At 53.1% G+C, this 17,528-nt stretch carries 18 protein-coding genes and 3 tRNA genes; 15 read left to right on the forward strand and 6 right to left on the reverse strand.

What is annotated here, in order from left to right; translation table 11 throughout:
• Positions 1-7: 7 nt before the first annotated feature.
• Genes KGP26_RS11540 through cobT form a run of 5 tightly spaced genes read left to right on the forward strand, consistent with a single transcriptional unit; the run spans position 8 to position 4,523 of the window.
• A complete protein-coding gene (locus KGP26_RS11540; protein ID WP_223665648.1) occupies positions 8-1,549 on the forward strand; it encodes a cobyric acid synthase in 1,542 nt (513 codons plus the stop codon).
• A complete protein-coding gene (gene cobU, locus KGP26_RS11545; RefSeq protein WP_223665459.1) occupies positions 1,546-2,091 on the forward strand; it encodes a bifunctional adenosylcobinamide kinase/adenosylcobinamide-phosphate guanylyltransferase in 546 nt (181 codons plus the stop codon). The genes KGP26_RS11540 and cobU overlap by 4 nt, the downstream gene beginning before the upstream one ends.
• The gene (gene cobS / locus KGP26_RS11550) at positions 2,088-2,834 is read left to right on the forward strand and encodes an adenosylcobinamide-GDP ribazoletransferase (protein ID WP_223665460.1); all 747 of its coding nucleotides are present in this window, start codon (positions 2,088-2,090) and stop codon (positions 2,832-2,834) included. The genes cobU and cobS overlap by 4 nt, the downstream gene beginning before the upstream one ends.
• 9 nt (positions 2,835-2,843) lie before the next feature.
• A complete protein-coding gene (locus KGP26_RS11555) occupies positions 2,844-3,461 on the forward strand; it encodes an adenosylcobalamin/alpha-ribazole phosphatase (RefSeq protein ID WP_223665461.1) in 618 nt (205 codons plus the stop codon).
• 3 nt (positions 3,462-3,464) lie between these two features.
• Positions 3,465-4,523, forward strand: a complete 1,059-nt coding sequence (gene cobT / locus KGP26_RS11560) for a nicotinate-nucleotide--dimethylbenzimidazole phosphoribosyltransferase (protein WP_223665462.1) — start codon at positions 3,465-3,467, stop codon at positions 4,521-4,523.
• A 93-nt stretch (positions 4,524-4,616) separates the two neighbouring features.
• On the opposite strand, the gene KGP26_RS11565 is transcribed toward cobT, so the two are convergent.
• The 3 genes from KGP26_RS11565 to KGP26_RS11575 are packed head-to-tail and all read right to left on the reverse strand — an operon-like array spanning position 4,617 to position 7,051.
• Complete coding sequence (locus tag KGP26_RS11565) at positions 4,617-5,906, reverse strand: cytosine permease (protein ID WP_021804762.1); 1,290 nt, start codon at positions 5,904-5,906, stop codon at positions 4,617-4,619.
• Between the two features lie 19 nt (positions 5,907-5,925).
• Positions 5,926-6,615, reverse strand: a complete 690-nt coding sequence (locus tag KGP26_RS11570; protein WP_059200494.1) for a PAS and helix-turn-helix domain-containing protein — start codon at positions 6,613-6,615, stop codon at positions 5,926-5,928.
• 25 nt (positions 6,616-6,640) lie between these two features.
• Positions 6,641-7,051, reverse strand: coding sequence for a GNAT family N-acetyltransferase (locus KGP26_RS11575; RefSeq protein ID WP_074031288.1), 411 nt, complete (start codon positions 7,049-7,051; stop codon positions 6,641-6,643).
• A 504-nt stretch (positions 7,052-7,555) separates the two neighbouring features.
• Here KGP26_RS11575 and KGP26_RS11580 point away from each other — a divergent pair.
• Positions 7,556-7,789, forward strand: coding sequence for a hypothetical protein (locus tag KGP26_RS11580; RefSeq protein WP_223665463.1), 234 nt, complete (start codon positions 7,556-7,558; stop codon positions 7,787-7,789).
• Positions 7,790-7,903: 114 nt separating this feature from the next.
• On the opposite strand, the gene KGP26_RS11585 is transcribed toward KGP26_RS11580, so the two are convergent.
• Positions 7,904-8,218 carry a hypothetical protein gene (locus tag KGP26_RS11585; RefSeq protein WP_024528493.1) on the reverse strand — a complete coding sequence of 105 codons (315 nt, stop codon included), beginning with the start codon at positions 8,216-8,218 and terminating at the stop codon, positions 7,904-7,906.
• Positions 8,219-8,607: 389 nt separating this feature from the next.
• Between KGP26_RS11585 and KGP26_RS11590 the strand changes: the two genes are divergently transcribed.
• Both KGP26_RS11590 and KGP26_RS11595 read left to right on the forward strand, forming a co-directional pair.
• Positions 8,608-8,781 carry a hypothetical protein gene (locus KGP26_RS11590; protein WP_223665464.1) on the forward strand — a complete coding sequence of 58 codons (174 nt, stop codon included), beginning with the start codon at positions 8,608-8,610 and terminating at the stop codon, positions 8,779-8,781.
• Between the two features lie 146 nt (positions 8,782-8,927).
• Positions 8,928-9,842, forward strand: a complete 915-nt coding sequence (locus KGP26_RS11595; RefSeq protein WP_223665465.1) for a DMT family transporter — start codon at positions 8,928-8,930, stop codon at positions 9,840-9,842.
• A 62-nt stretch (positions 9,843-9,904) separates the two neighbouring features.
• On the opposite strand, the gene cycA is transcribed toward KGP26_RS11595, so the two are convergent.
• Positions 9,905-11,305, reverse strand: a complete 1,401-nt coding sequence (gene cycA, locus KGP26_RS11600) for a D-serine/D-alanine/glycine transporter (RefSeq protein WP_024486730.1) — start codon at positions 11,303-11,305, stop codon at positions 9,905-9,907.
• Positions 11,306-11,935: 630 nt separating this feature from the next.
• Between cycA and KGP26_RS11605 the strand changes: the two genes are divergently transcribed.
• Complete coding sequence (locus KGP26_RS11605) at positions 11,936-12,364, forward strand: universal stress protein (protein WP_021804757.1); 429 nt, start codon at positions 11,936-11,938, stop codon at positions 12,362-12,364.
• Between the two features lie 373 nt (positions 12,365-12,737).
• Here the strand turns inward: KGP26_RS11605 and KGP26_RS11610 are convergent, their stop codons facing one another.
• On the reverse strand, positions 12,738-12,962 hold the full coding sequence (locus KGP26_RS11610) for a DUF2594 family protein (protein WP_074031292.1): 225 nt from the start codon (positions 12,960-12,962) through the stop codon (positions 12,738-12,740).
• A gap of 793 nt (positions 12,963-13,755) precedes the next feature.
• Here KGP26_RS11610 and uvrY point away from each other — a divergent pair.
• From uvrY to KGP26_RS11640, 6 genes are all read left to right on the forward strand, one after another.
• Positions 13,756-14,412, forward strand: coding sequence for a UvrY/SirA/GacA family response regulator transcription factor (gene uvrY / locus KGP26_RS11615; RefSeq protein ID WP_021178351.1), 657 nt, complete (start codon positions 13,756-13,758; stop codon positions 14,410-14,412).
• Positions 14,405-16,237, forward strand: coding sequence for an excinuclease ABC subunit UvrC (gene uvrC, locus KGP26_RS11620; RefSeq protein ID WP_071680541.1), 1,833 nt, complete (start codon positions 14,405-14,407; stop codon positions 16,235-16,237). The genes uvrY and uvrC overlap by 8 nt, the downstream gene beginning before the upstream one ends.
• 56 nt (positions 16,238-16,293) lie before the next feature.
• Entirely contained in the window at positions 16,294-16,842 is a 549-nt protein-coding gene (gene pgsA, locus KGP26_RS11625; protein ID WP_021804755.1) for a CDP-diacylglycerol--glycerol-3-phosphate 3-phosphatidyltransferase, read from the forward strand.
• A gap of 144 nt (positions 16,843-16,986) precedes the next feature.
• Positions 16,987-17,062 (forward strand) — tRNA-Gly (locus KGP26_RS11630).
• 56 nt (positions 17,063-17,118) lie between these two features.
• Positions 17,119-17,192, forward strand: a tRNA-Cys gene (locus tag KGP26_RS11635).
• A 10-nt stretch (positions 17,193-17,202) separates the two neighbouring features.
• A tRNA-Leu gene (locus tag KGP26_RS11640) sits at positions 17,203-17,288 on the forward strand.
• Positions 17,289-17,528 lie beyond the last annotated feature (240 nt).

A 17,528-nucleotide genomic window follows, 5' to 3' on the forward strand; every position in this document is an offset into this window, starting at 1 on the left:
ATAAATGATGAAACGGTGTGTGATGGTGCAGGGAACCGCATCCGATGTGGGTAAAAGCGTGCTGGTGGCCGGGCTGTGCCGGATCTTTATGCAGGATGGCTATCGCTGTGCGCCGTTTAAATCGCAGAATATGGCGCTCAACTCTGGCATTACCGCCCGTGGCGAAGAGATGGGCCGGGCGCAGATCTTTCAGGCCGAAGCCGCCGGTATCGCACCCGATGTGCGGATGAACCCGGTCCTGCTGAAACCGACCAGCGATTGTCAGGCGCAGGTGGTGCTGATGGGCAAAGTGGCCTGCAATATGGACGCGGTCAGCTATCACGAGTACAAGCCGCAGTTGCAGCAACAAATCAGCGAGGTGTATCACAGCCTGGCCAGCGGCTACGAAATCATGGTGCTGGAGGGGGCGGGTAGCCCGGCGGAAATCAACCTGCGCGACCGTGACATCGTCAATATGGGCATGGCGGCGATCGCCGATGCGCCAGTACTGTTGGTGGCCGATATCGATCGCGGCGGGGTATTTGCCGCCATTTATGGCACGTTGGCACTGCTAGAACCGGAAGAAAAAGCTCGGGTGAAAGGGGTGATCATCAATAAATTCCGTGGTGATATTGCCTTACTCTACTCGGGGCTGGAGCAGATTGAGGCGCTGACCGGTGTGCCGGTGCTGGGCGTGATGCCCTGGTTGCATATCGATCTGGAAGATGAGGATGGTGTGGCGTTGCAAAATGGCAAATACGCCCCGACAGGCAGTAGTCATGAGCTGGACATTGCGGTGGTGCAACTGCCCTATATGTCCAACTTTACCGATTTTAATGCCTTGGCGGCCCAGCCGGACGTAGAGCTGCGCTATGTTTCGCACCCGGCGGCGCTGGCCGGTGCCGATCTGATTATCCTGCCGGGTAGCAAAAACACCCTGGGGGATTTGCAGTGGCTACAACGGAGCGGGTTGGCGGCGGCGTTACAGGAGCAGCACCGGGCCGGAGTGCAGATCGTGGGTATTTGCGGCGGCTACCAGATGCTCGGTAAGCACATTATTGATGGCGTGGAGTCCGGTGTGGAACAGATGGCGGGTTTGGGCTTGTTGGATGTCACCACCCGCTTCGCACCGCAAAAAGTCACTACGCAGGTGAAAGCACAATGTGAGCCTGGGTTGCCCGGCCTCTGGTCTGGCTGTGGCGAGCAGGATGTCGTTGGTTATGAAATCCATATGGGCACCACCCAGCTTGGCTCAGAGGCTACCCCTTTCTCCCGCCTTTCCCTACGCAATGGGCAGCCGGACACCGCCTTCGACGGTGCAGTGAACCCCACCGGTAACGTGCTGGGTAGCTATATTCATGGCTTATTCGACAGCGCGCCTTTTTGCCGGGCGCTGCTAAACCAATTGCGCCAGCGTAAAGGGCTAGCGGTTTACGACGGTCCGGCTTTCGATTATGCCGATTACAAGCAGCAACAGTTTGATCTGTTGGCCGATAAGATGCGGGAACATATTGATATGGATAAGATTTACCGCTTGATGACAGAACACCAGCAAACGGTGGCCCAATGATCCTGATCACTGGTGGAGCACGCAGCGGCAAAAGTTCGCTGGCTGAAAGGTTAGCGAGTGGTGTCAGTGACCGGGTGTTGTATATCGCCACCTCGGTGGTCACCGATGAGGAAATGGCTGAACGGGTCAAGCTACATCGCCAGGCCCGGCCCGCTCATTGGCGTACCTGGGAGGGGAGCCAGCAACTGGCCAGTGTGATCGACCAACAGGCGGTGGCGGGAGATGCGGTGATCCTGGAGTGTATTACCACGCTGATCGCCAACCTGATGTTTGACCTGACCGGGGAGACGCCGGTGGAAAGCATCGACTTTGCCGTGGTTGAAACGGCAATCCAACGGCAGATCGATGATCTGCTGGCCGCCTGCGCCCGCAGCCCGGCGGCGATCTATCTGGTCACCAATGAACTGGGGATGGGCATCGTGCCGGAAAACCGTTTGGCACGACACTTCCGTGATATTGCCGGGCGTGTTAACCAGCGTTTGGCCGCCGCCGCCGAGTCGGTGCTATTGGTGATTTCTGGTATTGAGGTCAAGATCAAATGAGTCTGCGACTATTTTGGGCCACCCTGCAATTGATGACGCGTATCCCGCTGCCCACCAGTTGGACACAGGGATTGGCGATGGATAATTACCAGCGCGGCATCGTCGGCTTCCCTTTGATTGGCCTGATCGTGGGTGCAATCGGTGGGGCCGTCTTTACCCTGTTGGCCCCCTGGTGTGGGGTGCCGCTGGCGGCGTTGAGCTACGTGCTGGCGTTGGCTCTGGTTACCGGTGCCTTCCACCTCGACGGATTGGCCGATACCTGTGATGGTGTTTTCTCGGCCCGTACTCGGGAAAAAATGCTGGAGATCATGCGCGACAGTCGCTTAGGTACCAATGGTGGGTTGGCACTGATCTTTATCGTCGTGGCCAAGGTGTTGGTGATCAGCGAACTGGCATTGCGCGGAGTACCGATGTTGGCCACGTTGGCGGCAGCGGGAGTGGCCTGCCGGAGCCTGGTGGTATTGATGATGTATCGCCAGCCTTATGCCCGTGAAGGTAACGGGCTGGGAAACCTTTACATTGGCAAGATCAGCGGGGGGCAAACGCTGTTCACTCTGGCGCTAGGGGCCGCTTTGGTCGCCTTGTTAGGGCATGGGCAGGGGCTGTTTGCGCTTGGCTGTGCGCTGATCGCCGTGCTGTTGCTGCGAGCCTATCTGCGCCGCCGTCTGGGCGGGCAAACGGGCGACACTCTGGGGGCGGCGATAGAAATTGCCGAGCTGATCTTCTTACTGGCACTGCTGTGAGTGGGCGTTATGCGGCTATTTTTGGTACGACACGGGCAAACGGCGGCGAATCGACAGGGCGTATTTTGTGGCATGACCGATTTACCGTTGACCGAGCAAGGTGAACAGCAGGCCAGGCAGATCGCACAATGGCTGGCCGAGGTGCCTTTTACCCAGGCGATCAGCAGTGAGTTACTACGTGCCCGGCATACCGCCGAGATTGTGATTGGGCAGCGTGAACTGGCGATCCAACCTGACGGAGGCTTTAACGAAATGAATTTTGGTGACTGGGAAATGTGCCATCACCAGGATTTGCAGCAGCAGGATAGCGCTGCCTGGGCCGACTGGGTGGCGGATTGGCAGCGAGCCTGCCCGCCAGCGGGGGAGTCCTTTCCACTGTTTTCCCAGAGGATTAGCCTGCAGGCCCAACGTCTGCTGGACGAACAGGGCGATGGCGATCGTCTGCTGGTGGCGCACCAAGGCTCCCTGAGCCTGTTGCTGGCAGGGTTACTAAAGCTGCCTGCCTCCGGGATGTGGCACTTCCCGTTTACCCAGGGAGCCTACAGCGTGGTGGAACTCAACCAGGGATTTGTCACGCTAAAGGTATTTAACAGCCAGGCTCATTGGCAGCCTGCAAGTAGAGAATAAAGTATGCAAACATTGTCATCGTTAATCGACCTGATTAAGCCGTTGGACGCGGCCGCCATGCAACAGGCAGCGGCAAAGATTGATGGCCTGCTTAAGCCACCGGGCAGCCTTGGCCGCCTGGAACAGTTGGCAACCCAACTGGCCGGGATGCGCGGTTTTAGCGGGATGGCCGCCAGCCGCAAGCAAATCATCGTCATGATGGCCGATCACGGCGTTTATGCCGAAGGGGTAGCGGTGTCACCGCGTGAAGTAACGGTGATCCAGGCGCTGAATATGGTGAAAGGCAATACCGGCGTCTGCGTATTGGCGGCCAATGCCGGTGCCGAGGTGAAGCTGGTGGATGTTGGCATCGACAGCGAACCCTTGCCGGGCCTGATCGACATGAAAGTTGGGCGCGGCAGCGGCAACATTGCGCGTGGTGCGGCAATGACGCGCCAGCAGGCGGAGGAGTTGCTGTTGGCCACGGCTCAATTGACGCTGGAACAGGCGGCGCTTGGGGTGAAGCTGTTTGGCGTTGGTGAGTTGGGGATGGCGAATACTACGCCAGCCGCTGCGTTAGTTAGCGTCTTTACCGGCCGCGATCCGCAGGAAGTAGTCGGCATTGGGGCCAATTTCCCCAGCGATCGTTTGCACCACAAGGTGGACGTGGTGCGTCGGGCGATTGAGGTAAATCAGCCGGATACCCAAGACGCGTTGGACGTGTTGGCGAAGCTGGGTGGATACGATCTGGTGGGAATGGCTGGCGTGATGCTGGGGGCTGCGGCCGCCGGTTTGCCGGTGATCCTCGATGGTTTTCTCTCATATTCTTCCGCGCTGGCGGTTTGCGGCATTGCGCCTCAGGCTCGGGATTACCTGTTGCCGTCCCATTTCTCTGCGGAGAAGGGCGCGGCTGCCGCACTCGAGCACCTGCAATTGGCACCTTATCTGCATCTGGATATGCGGCTGGGGGAGGGCAGCGGTGCCGCCATTGCCATGCATATCGTGGATGCGGCCTGCGTGATGTTTAATCAGATGGGATCGTTGGCGGACAGTAATATCGTTATTCCCGGTAACGCGACCTGAACGGCTGAATACCACCACCAAGATTTTATCTTGTAGGGGCGCCGCCCGCTTAGCTAGGGTCGAACATATGCTCGACCCTGTTAATGCGACAAATTAAGCAGTTTGCAGGTTGGTTGCACGGCCAAACAGGCGTTTGAACAACCAGTAAATCACGCTGGCTGCCAGCAGTGAGTTAATGGTTGGCACGCCCCATTCCGTCACCAGGCCGATCACGCTACCGACAATGCTGGCGATAATCGCTGCCCAGCCGATGAGTGGCGTTTCTTGCGGCAGTTGGCCGAGCTGGCGGCTGGCGTCCAGCGCATCGCGGTGGCTGCGCAGCACGAAATAATCCACCAGCATGACGCCGAGGATCGGTGGGAATACCACGCCCAGCACGGTCAGGAAATCCACAAACCGATCCAGGATCCCCAGAACCGAAAGCAGCGTGCCCAACAGACCGATAATCACCGTGGTCGCGGTATATTTGAGCTTTTTACCGGTGATCCCTTCAACCGCATTCACCACGCCCAAGGACGACGAATAGAGGTTCAGATCGTTGACGCGCAGGGTAGAGAACACCACCACCAGCAAACCGATACCGCCCGCACTCTGGGCCATGATCGTCACCACGTCTGCGGTGCCGAGCGTTTTGGCAATAAAAATCGCCAGACCGTTAACCACGAATTCACCGGCAATAATGGTCAGCAGCGTAATGCCAAACACGTGGCGTTTGTTTTTGGAGTAACGGGTCAGGTCTGGAGTCATCAGGCTGGCGACAATGGCGCCGCCAACCACGATGGTGATGCCCGCGCTGATGGTTAACGCGTCTCCCATCGGTGCCAGCAGAATGGCCTCATGCAGTTTCTGCCCGGAGAGGACGTTATAGGAAATAAAGAACACCAGCAGGATAAACAGCGGCACAGCAATACGAGCTGTGATGCGCAGCGCTTTAAAACCAAAAGCGACCAGCACCGTCAAAAACAGGCCGGAGAGTGAGGCCGACAGCGGGAAGCCCAGGCGATCGCCCAAGGCGAAGTTAAGCGATTTGGCAAAGATGGCGTTCTGAATGCCAAACCAGCCCAACAGGCTGACGGCCACTACCAGGCCGATAAGCACCGAGCCTATGCGGCCAAAACCACACCAGCGAGCCAGCAGGCTACCGGAGATACCTTCTCTCATCCCGGCCAAGCCCAGCCCGAACGTCACGACCCCAAAGATCAGGCTGCCAATCGAGATGGCGATAAAGGCATCGGTCAGGGTCATTGAGTTACCCAACACGGCACCCAGCATAAACTGGTCCAAGGCCGTTAGCATACCCATATGCACGATGGCGACGCTGAGGAAGGAGACCCTCTTATCCTGCGGTACCCGGCTCAGTGGGTAGTCTTCAATTTTAATCACGATAATCTCTCGTTAACGTTTAAATAAATTGGATGCCTTTTTCAATCAGGCGTACTGGAATGTAGCTGTCCAAGTTCACCTGTTTGCAATACTCTTCGAACTGCTGGAGCGTATGCACATCGGCTTTTTGGTAGATGTTGTAGATTCTATTTTCTATGGTTTTATTGCTGACGTCATATAACCTGGCAATCTCTTTGTTGGTGTAGCGTTGCAGCATTAAAAATATGATGTCCAGCTCCGACTGGGTAAAAATCTGGATGCTGACTTCGGTGGTTAATATGCTGGGCTTTTGCTGGTTGATATATTTTAGCGGTGAAAAACTGTCCAGCGGACGGGCGTTCCACATGGTGCCAACCAGCTCTTCCTTGTCATTATAAATAGGCAGTTTTTCGCTGACAAAGGGGACCAGGCTGTCGCTGCCGTACCAGAAGTGCGTCTCGATAACGGCTACGCGATCGCGCGTTCCTTCGGTTTTCCTGTCGTGTTCTTGCAAGTCGGGGGCAAACTCTGCCCAATCGGCGGGGAACTCGGCATCAAGCTTGCCCGCAATATCGAAATTGAGAGGTGTGTTGGTATAAAGATAGGCCGCCTTGTTCATATAAATATGGCGTGAAGATAAATCTTTAATGCCCCAAGGCTCATTTAAATGTTCCATCATGGTGATGAGACCTTTTAAATATAATTCATTGCTCTGCCAAAATGAATCCATTTGAACCCCTCATACTTCAGCGCTATCAGATGTTTTTCGCTAAATAGATGCGAGTATGGCGGTGCGCATAACCCGCTAAGTTGCCATACGGTTGGTACCCCAGTTTTTCGTAAAACGCCTGCGCCTGAAAACTGAAGGTATCGACATAGGCCATATGGCAACCGCGCTTGACGGCTTCCTGCTCTGCCCGCAGCATCAGGTCACGGCCGTAGCCTTTTTTGCGATACTCGTCACCTACCCACAGGTACTGGACTTCTAATCCACCCCACCAGGTTCTGGCAACCAGCCCGGCTACGATTTGCCCACGCTCGTCGGTGACGGTCAGGAATAACGGATGAATATCTACTGCATCATACTGATGGTTGTGCGCCCAGAGGCTGTCAATCACGAACTCTTCGTCCTGCGGATTTGGAGTGTCCGTTACGTTAATCTTCATGGCCAATCTTTCCTTTTCATGCTAATAATTCAAATGTTCATTAAGGTGTCTGTATTGATTAGCTTTTGTTAACATTTATTGTCAGTGATTACAAGGGTGTTTTTCACCTGTTTTCCTGGTGGCAAAAAATGGGTATGTTGTTGGCAAGAGAAGGGAATAATTGACCTTTCTCAACAGTATACCGAATAGAAAATATTGTGCTTCACCAGGGACACGCCCTTAAGGGCAGAGGGTAGTGACAAGAGCAAGCCAACTTGCCAACAGCACTATGCCTCACTGAACATGTAGTAAGATTTACCATCACTTCACAGTAATGCATTGCGGCAAAGTAGTGGATTAAACTCCGCTACTTTGCCGCAAAATCCGCGCCGTTATCGTATAATTACCTGTCAAGTACCGCGTTTCGTGGTGCCTCCTCGCTTCAAGTGGCTCCACTGAGGTATTATGGCTGAGCGGCCCATTTCGCGGCCAGCTTGCAACAGGTGAGAAAGTATTGATGGCATTATGAAAACACTTAAGCCACGCCGCCCTCATGGGAGGTGGATCTATTACATTCTGCACGAAGATATTCTGTGGCCCTGCCCAGTCAAATGGGAGTGGGAAGAGAATTTCGAGGCATGGTTGCCTTTTTACTACTCGCCCACTCTGGAGTTTGTGGCAGGCGATCCGGCGAAAGCCATCAAGGTGACGAGACCCCAAACGCCCGGCTTGCAGCCGAAACGCCTGGAGTACGTTTGATTCGGGTATACCCGATGATTATTCAACCATTCTCTGAATGCCGATACTCGCCAAGTCATGCTATCAGGGCTGAAACAATCCATTCCCAATGCACAACCGCTTTTCTGGCGGAGCTCAATTGAGTAAATCGTGAACGGTACGGCGCACGTAGTGGGTCATTTGTGCCAGGTCTTCGGGTGCAACCGGGCCCCCGCCAGCCAAGACGACCTGCTGCTCGATCTGAGTGATCTCTTGCTCAACTCGGTTGGCGATTTGCACCTTGACGATCTTGTCTACCGATGACAGCAGAACCTTCAATACCACTTTCAGCGCAATGTTTTCGCAGAATGAATCGTAGGAGTGAGCTGTTGGCGGCGCTTCTACCGCCGGTGGCGGCATGCGTGGGGCCATAGCCTTGAAACTGTCTACATTTTCAATAATAAGATCCATGTCTCTTATTAGTTCATCAAAATCTTTAGACACTGACTTATTTCCCTTTGCAGTACGCAAAAAATAGAACGCCTGGCTTTGGTAGGTGGACAGGCGGACACAGCTTGGGTCGACCGGACGTTCAACGGATGAGCGGTAGGTTGAGCGGCATTTTAACCCTGCTCGGGTTCCGCAAACAAGATAGGGATGATTGATGTTTCTCCCTTCTATGTATAACTGCCAGTGATGATTTTTCGCTGACCATACAAAGTGTATTACCGCACGTAGCTCTGATAACCGGGGGAGATGATAAAAAATGCGAAGGGTATTCAGATAAACGCTTAGACCGCAACCCGACAGGCGCCGCACAGGCTAAACTTGAGGGGCAGACATTCACACAGGGAGGAGATATGGAACCCGAACGTGGCATTAAGCGAGTGATACTTTCTGACGGTGCTATCAAACATGTGGTGGTGGAAGACGCTATGGGCAACGAGCGCACCCTGGCTGCCGTAGATTACCTCTCTGAGGGGATGCAGCCGCCGTTGGAAACGCTGCCGGAAGTCCCGGCCCAGGAAGAGTAAAAAGCTCCAGGAGGATGGGTTGTCAACCCTCGGCACCGGGCGGCGATTGCTGCTGCCAATCCGCCACGATATTGCCCATTGCCAGCCTTTTCCCCATACTGGCAGAAATTGTGTATTTTATTGCACCCAGCAGGAAGGGCAAGTCAGTGTCAACGGTCAAGAAAAACTCTACTCCCTCGCTGTTTCTGAAAATCAAACCCCAGGAAGCCGTGCTGGTCCTTATCACCATGCTCTGGGGCGGCACCTTTTTGGCCGTGCATCAGGCGATGCTGGTCAGCGGGCCATTCTTTTTTGTCGGGCTACGTTTTGGCACCGCGACGTTGGCGCTGGTGCTGTTTTCTCTACGTTCGCTGCGGGGGATGACCTGGTACGAAATCAAGGCCGGGGTGTTTATCGGCACCTCAATCATGTTCGGCTATGGGCTGCAAACCATGGGGCTGCAAACCATCACCAGCAGCCAGTCGGCGTTTATTACTGCCATGTACGTGCCGATTGTGCCGTTATTGCAGTGGTTGGTCCTTGGGCGTATGCCGGGGATCATGTCCTGGATTGGCATTCTGCTGGCCTTCGTCGGCCTGATGCTGTTGAGCGGGCCAAGCAGTTCCAGCCTGGCATTCAGCGGCGGTGAATTCCTCACGTTGGTCAGTGCGCTGGCGATCGCCATAGAGGTGATTTTAATCGGTGCTTTTGCGGGCAAGGTCAACGTGCGGCGGGTGACCATTGTGCAGCTGGCTACCGCGTCGTTGTTATCGTTTTTGATGATGGCTCCTACCGGGGAGTCGGTTCCGGTGTTTTCCACCTATCTGCTTTATAGCGCGGTAGGGCTGGGGATAGCCAGTGCGGTGATCCAACTGACGATGAACTGGGCACAACGCAGCGTTTCACCTACCCGTGCCACGGTTATTTATGCTGGTGAACCGGTATGGGCTGGGATAGTCGGCCGTATCGCCGGTGAGCGTTTGCCAGGGTTGGCGTTGATTGGCGCAGGGTTGATTGTGTTGGGGGTGATTGTCAGTGAGTTGCGTATTCGGCGAAAACCAAAGCCTGCGGAGTTAACGTAGAGGCGCTGCATGCTGCGCCTGTAAAAACGCCGCGTGAGAACGCGGCGTTGCAATAACCAAGGTCAGGCCGCCTTCTTACGGCGCACAAACTGATAACCGATCCCCAGAATGATAAACCACAGCGGCGTGACGACCAGCGCCTGGCGTGTGTCCTCGCGCAGCGTCAGCAGCACCAGCACGAATGCGAAGAACGCCATGCATACCCAGCACATCAACTTACCGGCAGGCATCTTGTAGATCGATTTCTGGTGCAGAGCCGGACGTTGCTTACGGTAGACCAGATACGAGCACAGAATGATGGTCCAGACGAACATGAACAGAATAGCCGACACGGTGGTGACCAGCGTGAATACGGTCATGACGTTCGGGATAAGATAGATCAACACCACGCCGCCCAGCAGACAGATACAGGAGAAGGTCAGGCCGTTTGCCGGTACCGCACGTTTGGACAGGTTGGCAAAGGATTTAGGCGCATCGCCTTCCTGCGCCAGGCCAAATAGCATACGGCTGGTGGAGAACACGCCGCTGTTGGCGGAAGAGGCGGCAGAGGTCAACACTACGAAGTTGATCACGCTGGCTGCGGCTGGCAGACCAATCAGGACGAACAGCTCGACAAACGGGCTCTTATCGGCCACCACAGAGTTCCAAGGCGTTACCGACATGATCACGATCAGCGCGAAGACGTAGAACATGATGATGCGGATCGGAATGGAGTTGATGGCGCGTGGCAGCACTTTTTCCGGATCTTTGGTTTCGGCGGCGGTGGTTCCCACCAGCTCGATACCCACAAAGGCAAACACCGCAATCTGGAAGCCGGCAAAGAAGCCGCTAATGCCTTTCGGGAACATGCCGCCGTCATTCCATAAGTGGGAGAAGGAGGCCACGCTGCCGGTTGGTGATTCGAAGTGCATCGCCACCATGACCAGACCAGCGATGATCAGGCCCACTATCGCGACGATTTTGATCATCGCAAACCAGAACTCCATCTCACCGAACATTTTCACCGTTGCCAGGTTCAGGCTGAGCAGCAGCAACACGCACAGTAAAGAGGCGATCCATTGGGAGAGATCGGGGAACCAGAACTGCGCGTAGGCGGTAATGGCCACCACGTCGGCAATGCCGGTCACTACCCAACAGAACCAGTAAGTCCAACCGGTGAAGAACCCTGCCCAGGGGCCGAGCAGATCGGCGGCAAAGTCGCTGAAAGATTTGTACTGCAGATTGGAGAGCAGCAGCTCGCCCATCGCGCGCATCACGAAAAACAGCATAAAGCCGATGATCATGTACACGAAGATGATGGAAGGCCCGGCCAGGCTGATGGTCTTACCGGAACCCATAAACAAACCTGTACCAATGGCACCGCCGATAGCGATCAGCTGGATATGTCGGTTTGAGAGGTTTCGCCTTAGGTGATCTTCTGATCCGGGCGTGGCGTCCACTGCTATTTTAGAATGATCTACCATCTTATGCTGTCCTGTTTTTACCTGTCATGTGTGGAATGGCGAGCTCTGAAGTGGCTCTTTTTTATCTGTATTCGCCGGTTTTTCCGACAAAAGTTAAGGTAACTCAATATCACCACCTTTGTGCAACATATTTACAACATAATGGGGTGGGATAAAAGCCGATTATTCTTTACTCAGGGGAGGCAAATCGGACGTCTAGGGGGCGGAAGATTACTCTTTACTGCGGTAAATGAACAGTGCCGGTAGTGGTTATCTCATTGATTAAACAGGGGCTTATAAAATTCGCATGAGAAAAACTAATGATAAAAGGCGATTAAACTAATCCAGATGCCTGCCGGTGCTTGAGGGGCGTTAATAGCGGGCGTTGCGCGGGGAGCAGTTGAGTTCTAATCAGTTTATTGCTGCAGCTGGCGCGGCTTGGCAGATGATCGCCGAGCGTGCAGCGTACATTTGGTTAGTTTTGCGGTTCAAGTCACAAAAGTATAAATCATTGGTTGAGTCACTGTGGCCAAAAGGTCGAGAAGCCACCAGCTACACCTGCTGATCACAAAAGCATCATAAATAGGTACAAGCTCTCATTGGCCAGCGGTAAGCTGTGTTCATCACGGTAATACAGAGAGGGGATTGAATATGTACAAGACCATTTTAGTACCGGTAGATCTTGCAGAAGACGTATTGACTGAACATGCGCTCGAACACGTGGAGTATCTGGCCAAGATGTCTGGGGCCAAGGTGCATTTCTTCCATGCCTTGCCGGATGCTTCGGCGTTTGTGACCGCCTATTCGTTTGGCATCAAAGAGTTTGAAAATCAGGCTGAAGTGAAGGCGGTGGAGGGGTTGAAGAAACTCATGGCGAAGATCGACCTGCCGTTGGAGCGTCTGTCTTATACCATCAGCTTCGGTTCGCCACGTGACGAGGTGTTACAACTTGCCGAGGAAATCTCAGCCGATCTGATCGTGATTGGCTCTCGCCGTCCTAGTGTCAAAACTTACCTGCTCGGCTCGAATGCGGCCGCCATTGTCCGCCACGCCAAGATCTCGGTGATGGTAGTCCGATAATTCACTGGTTAGCCTTCATCAAACCCGGCCCGCGCCTTGCGGGCCAATTACCCCCCAAAGAAAACGGCGCTTGCCAGTATGCACGTGCAGATACTGCGCGAAAGGTAAGTTAATTCCTAATCTATAGGGCTATTTATTCGCGTCGTGAACAATAATGGGGTAATAAAAATCCCACAATATTATTAATGATTAAATGGGACTAATCCTATTGTTGTTTTTTCAACTAATGATTAATGCGCTATAGTGAATGTTGGTTAAGTTAATGATAGAAAATATTCTGTTACGAAACTTATCATTCAACCGTTCAGGAGGGGCGCTAATTACATCGCCAAGCCGTTATCAGACCCCAAACGGGGGCCTGATAGCGCACGGATTATTGGCGGTAGGCGTGCTTGATCTGCTGAATACTGTTCTTGAAGATTTCAGCCTGATCCGGGTCATCCACCTGAGCGGCAAAGCGTTCCAGATTGATGATCACTTTACCGGCATCAGCCTGGCCAATGGCCTTTAATATCAACGTCAAAGTCGCTTTTAGGCAGGCAACTTCGGTGGCCAGCGCTTGTGGGTCTGCAGACGTAGTGAAGTCAACGTTGCTCATTTTATCTCCTGAATTTTAAGGCGTAAGCCTGAAGTGAAATGTGAAAATGTGGTTTGATGCACAACAACCGGCTGCCGACTCACCCAGGCAGACCCCGTGCCTCATTTAGGGCGCGGAGTATATCACAGCATTGGCAGTTCGTATCGCGTGTGGCCGCGTGGCGGGGGCACGATGCCGGTGGGGGCTGGTTGGCAGGGCATTTTTTCCGTTAGTGGTGTAATTCCTTTGCGTACTCATTTATAGTTAGCGACGGGATGTGCGCTTTCAGATAACGTGGATTTTATAAAGTAATACTGGCTTAATTCGACGTGATGAATAACTATTTCATCTGCAAGCTATTGACATTTAGGACGGTTATTTTCTCTTGAAATGTCACCTTTTTCCCCATCTACAACGGTTATGTATTCTGAATAAGGGTTTACCTACAGCGGTTTGTACGTGATTAAAAATGGCGTAATTTTGTTATTTTTTTGTAATTCATATAGTTACGGGTGATAATTGGCAGGGTGGTTATTATCTGGTTTTGTGAAAACAGCGATTAATTTTCCCGCCAGAAGGCGTAAAATGGCGTATCATGGTGGTAATGTATTGAGCCTAATAGGCTTGATGGTTTTTTATCCGTTAACCAGTGCTTTAATCGTAACAAAGGTGGTACAGGGGTCGACAAACCTGGCCATAGTTAACCGAGAGTAAGTATTAATCTGTATTCATTCTTTGCTGAAAACCAAGTAATATCTGTTTAGATGACAGAGGCTGATTGATTGCGTTACTCCCTTATTTTGGAGAATTTTCCTTGATTAGCGTTCTTCTTGTTGATGACCACGAACTGGTGCGCGCAGGGATACGACGCATTCTTGAAGATATCAAAGGCATTAAAGTTGTTGGCGAAGCACAATGCGGTGAAGATGCCGTAAAATGGTGCCGCGGCAACACTGTCGATATCGTTTTGATGGATATGAATATGCCGGGTATTGGGGGGCTGGAAGCCACCCGTAAGATTGTGCGTTACACGCCCGATATCAAAGTCATCATGTTGACTATTCATACTGAGAATCCGTTGCCTGCCAAGGTGATGCAGGCGGGCGCAGCTGGCTATCTGAGCAAAGGCGCAGCACCGCAAGAGGTGATTAATGCGATCCGTTCGGTACATGCCGGCCAGCGCTACATCGCTTCGGACATCGCCCAGCAAATGGCATTAAGCCAGTTGGAGCCGCAGGCGGAAAACCCGTTCAGTACCTTGTCTGAGCGTGAATTACAAATTATGTTGATGATCACTAAAGGGAAGAAAGTGAATGAGATTTCAGAACAGCTGAATCTCAGCCCTAAAACAGTGAATAGTTATCGTTATCGTATGTTCACCAAGCTGAATATCAGCGGGGATGTTGAATTGACCCATCTGGCGATCAGACACGGGCTGTTCAACGCGGAGACCTTGTTAAGCAGTGAATGATCGTTTTGATGCACCGGCATTTCTTAAAACCGTAACCAGTCAGCCTGGCGTATATCGCATGTATGACCTGACGGGGACGGTGATCTATGTGGGTAAAGCCAAGGACCTGAAAAAACGTCTCGCGAGCTATTTTCGCACTCAGGTCAGTAGCCGCAAGACGGAAACGCTGGTCAAAAATATCGCGCAAATTGACGTTACCGTTACCCATACGGAAACCGAGGCGCTACTGTTGGAACATAATTATATCAAGCTGTATCAGCCCCGATATAACGTTCTGTTGCGTGACGATAAATCCTATCCGCTGATTTTTTTGAGTGCCGATAGCCACCCACGGCTGACGGTACACCGTGGTGCCAAGCATGCCAAAGGTGAATACTTTGGCCCGTTCCCCAATTCTTACGCCGTGCGTGAAACGCTGGCGCTGCTGCAAAAACTGTTCCCCGTGCGTCAATGCGATAACAGCGTCTACCGCAATCGCTCCCGTCCTTGCCTGCAGTATCAGATTGGCCGTTGTCTGGGGCCATGCGTCGCCGGTTTGGTGAGTGAGGAAGATTACCGTCAGCAAGTAGACTATGTGCGCCTGTTTTTGTCCGGTAAGGATCAGCAGGTCTTGCACCAGTTGATTGCGCGGATGGAAAACGCCAGCAAACTGCTCAATTTTGAAGAAGCTGCGCGCATCCGCGATCAGATCCAGGCGGTACGGCGAGTAACGGAAAAGCAGTTTGTCTCAGGAGACAGCGACGATCTGGACGTGATCGGCGTGGCTTTCGATGCAGGTATGGCCTGCGTACACGTGCTGTTTATTCGCCAGGGTAAAGTATTAGGCAGCCGCAGCTACTTCCCGAAAGTGCCGGGTGGTACAGAATTGAGTGAAGTGGTGCAGACCTTTGTGGGCCAGTTCTATTTACAAGGCAGCCAGGCGCGCACTTTGCCAGCCGAGATCCTGCTGGACTTTACGTTACCGGAAAAAGATCTGCTGGCTAGCTCGCTAAGCGAACTGGCTGGCCGCAAGATCCAGATCCAGAGCAAGCCGCGTGGCGACCGTGCCCGCTACTTGAAGCTGGCACGTACCAATGCCTCGACGGCGCTGGTCACCAAGCTTTCTCAGCAATCGACTATCCATCAGCGGCTGGCGGAACTGGCGAAAACGCTGAACCTGACCGAAATAAACCGGATGGAGTGTTTCGATATCAGCCACACCATGGGCGAGCAGACCGTGGCTTCCTGCGTGGTGTTCGATAGCAATGGTCCACTGCGCTCGGAGTATCGGCGCTACAATATTACCGGCATCACGCCGGGTGATGACTATGCCGCGATGGCGCAAGTGCTGAAACGGCGCTATGGTAAAGCTCTGGAAGAGAGCAAGATCCCGGACGTCATCTTTATTGATGGCGGGAAAGGGCAACTGGGTATGGCGATTGACGTGTTCAATTCGCTCAACGTGACCTGGGACAAGAACAAACCATTGTTGATCGGTATTGCCAAAGGCAGCGATCGCAAAGCCGGGCTGGAGACGTTGTTCTTCGTCCCTGAGGGGGAGGGGATTTCGCTACCTTCGGACTCGCCGGCACTGCACGTGATCCAGCATATTCGTGATGACTCACACAACCATGCGATCACCGGCCATCGCCAGAAACGGGCGAAAGTCAAAAACACCAGCGCCCTTGAACTGATTGACGGCGTTGGGCCAAAACGGCGTCAGGTGCTGTTGAAGTATATGGGTGGACTTCAACCATTATTGAACGCCAGCGTTGAGGAAATTGCAAAAGTGCCGGGTATTTCACAAGCATTGGCAGAAAAGATCTACAATGCATTGAAACACTGAGGGCAATGTAGCAACATACTCTTAATTTCCACTCCAGCCAGATAGTTACCAGCATTATGCAATTGAATATACCGACTTGGCTTACCCTGTTCCGCGTAGTTTTGATCCCATTCTTCGTCCTGGCGTTTTACCTGCCGTTCGTCTGGGCTCCGATGCTCTGTGCGGTCATTTTCGTGTTTGCTGCTGTAACCGACTGGTTTGACGGCTTTTTAGCCCGTCGCTGGAAGCAGACAACCCGCTTTGGTGCGTTCCTCGACCCGGTTGCCGATAAGGTGATGGTGGCGGTGGCCCTGGTGCTGGTAGCGGAGCATTATCACACCTGGTGGATCACTCTGCCTGCGGCAACCATGATTGCCCGCGAGATCATTATCTCGTCGTTGCGCGAATGGATGGCGGAAATCGGCAAGCGCAGCAGCGTGGCGGTTTCGTGGATTGGCAAGGTGAAAACCATGGCGCAGATGATGTCATTGGTTGGCCTGTTGTGGCGGCCAGAGCCTACGGTGGAGTATCTGTCGTTCGGCTTGCTGTACATCGCGGCCGTGCTGACCTTCTGGTCAATGTTCCAATATTTGAACGCGGCACGCCGCGATTTGCTGGAACCTTGATCGAAGCGATGTAAAAATCGGCAAACGAACCCGGTGAGATAACAATTTTATTGACTCACCACGCCAGATAAGTAGAATGCATCGCATCAGACGGCAGCGGTGAGTTGCCAAAAGATTTAAAAAAATCAGCAAGTTCTGATTAATGCGGGAATAGCTCAGTTGGTAGAGCACGACCTTGCCAAGGTCGGGGTCGCGAGTTCGAGTCTCGTTTCCCGCTCCAAATTTAGTAAAGCTGGTGATTGCGAGCTTTAGCCTGCAAAGGCAAAACAGAATTAAGGCGCGTTAACAAAGCGGTTATGTAGCGGATTGCAAATCCGTCTAGTCCGGTTCGACTCCGGAACGCGCCTCCAATTTTCCCGAGCCCGGGTGGTGAAATCGGTAGACACAAGGGATTTAAAATCCCTCGGCTTATGGCTGTGCGGGTTCAAGTCCCGCCCCGGGTACCAGGAAAATAAACTAAGAATAATCAAAGCAATATGTAGTAATGTCGTACCGCCGAGAGGCGGTTTTTTTGTGCCTGAAATCACCCTTTGCCATATCATTTCACCCTATTCTGGCCGCCGAACACCGTCACAACCGCAATTTTCCGATCATACCGTGCCGTTTGCCTCACGTTCTTGTGGCCAGATACTGCTTGCTGGTCGTACAGGCTTCCGCTCAGAGCAGAGATGCCTTTTACTTTCAAA

It is taken from the genome of Serratia sp. JSRIV002, assembly GCF_019968725.1.
GTDB classification, from domain to species: Bacteria; Pseudomonadota; Gammaproteobacteria; order Enterobacterales; family Enterobacteriaceae; genus Chania; species Chania fonticola_B.

Coding starts and splice junctions, on each gene's coding strand:
- cycA (WP_024486730.1), bottom strand. CDS start 11,305: ATGGTAGATCATTCTAAAATAGCAGTGGACGCCACGCCCGGATCAGAA.
- KGP26_RS11585 (WP_024528493.1), bottom strand. CDS start 8,218: ATGGATCTTATTATTGAAAATGTAGACAGTTTCAAGGCTATGGCCCCA.
- cobU (WP_223665459.1), top strand. CDS start 1,546: ATGATCCTGATCACTGGTGGAGCACGCAGCGGCAAAAGTTCGCTGGCT.
- cobT (WP_223665462.1), top strand. CDS start 3,465: ATGCAAACATTGTCATCGTTAATCGACCTGATTAAGCCGTTGGACGCG.
- KGP26_RS11580 (WP_223665463.1), top strand. CDS start 7,556: ATGAAAACACTTAAGCCACGCCGCCCTCATGGGAGGTGGATCTATTAC.
- KGP26_RS11540 (WP_223665648.1), top strand. CDS start 8: ATGAAACGGTGTGTGATGGTGCAGGGAACCGCATCCGATGTGGGTAAA.
- KGP26_RS11570 (WP_059200494.1), bottom strand. CDS start 6,615: ATGGATTCATTTTGGCAGAGCAATGAATTATATTTAAAAGGTCTCATC.
- KGP26_RS11555 (WP_223665461.1), top strand. CDS start 2,844: ATGCGGCTATTTTTGGTACGACACGGGCAAACGGCGGCGAATCGACAG.
- KGP26_RS11610 (WP_074031292.1), bottom strand. CDS start 12,962: ATGAGCAACGTTGACTTCACTACGTCTGCAGACCCACAAGCGCTGGCC.
- KGP26_RS11605 (WP_021804757.1), top strand. CDS start 11,936: ATGTACAAGACCATTTTAGTACCGGTAGATCTTGCAGAAGACGTATTG.
- KGP26_RS11590 (WP_223665464.1), top strand. CDS start 8,608: ATGGAACCCGAACGTGGCATTAAGCGAGTGATACTTTCTGACGGTGCT.
- pgsA (WP_021804755.1), top strand. CDS start 16,294: ATGCAATTGAATATACCGACTTGGCTTACCCTGTTCCGCGTAGTTTTG.
- KGP26_RS11575 (WP_074031288.1), bottom strand. CDS start 7,051: ATGAAGATTAACGTAACGGACACTCCAAATCCGCAGGACGAAGAGTTC.
- cobS (WP_223665460.1), top strand. CDS start 2,088: ATGAGTCTGCGACTATTTTGGGCCACCCTGCAATTGATGACGCGTATC.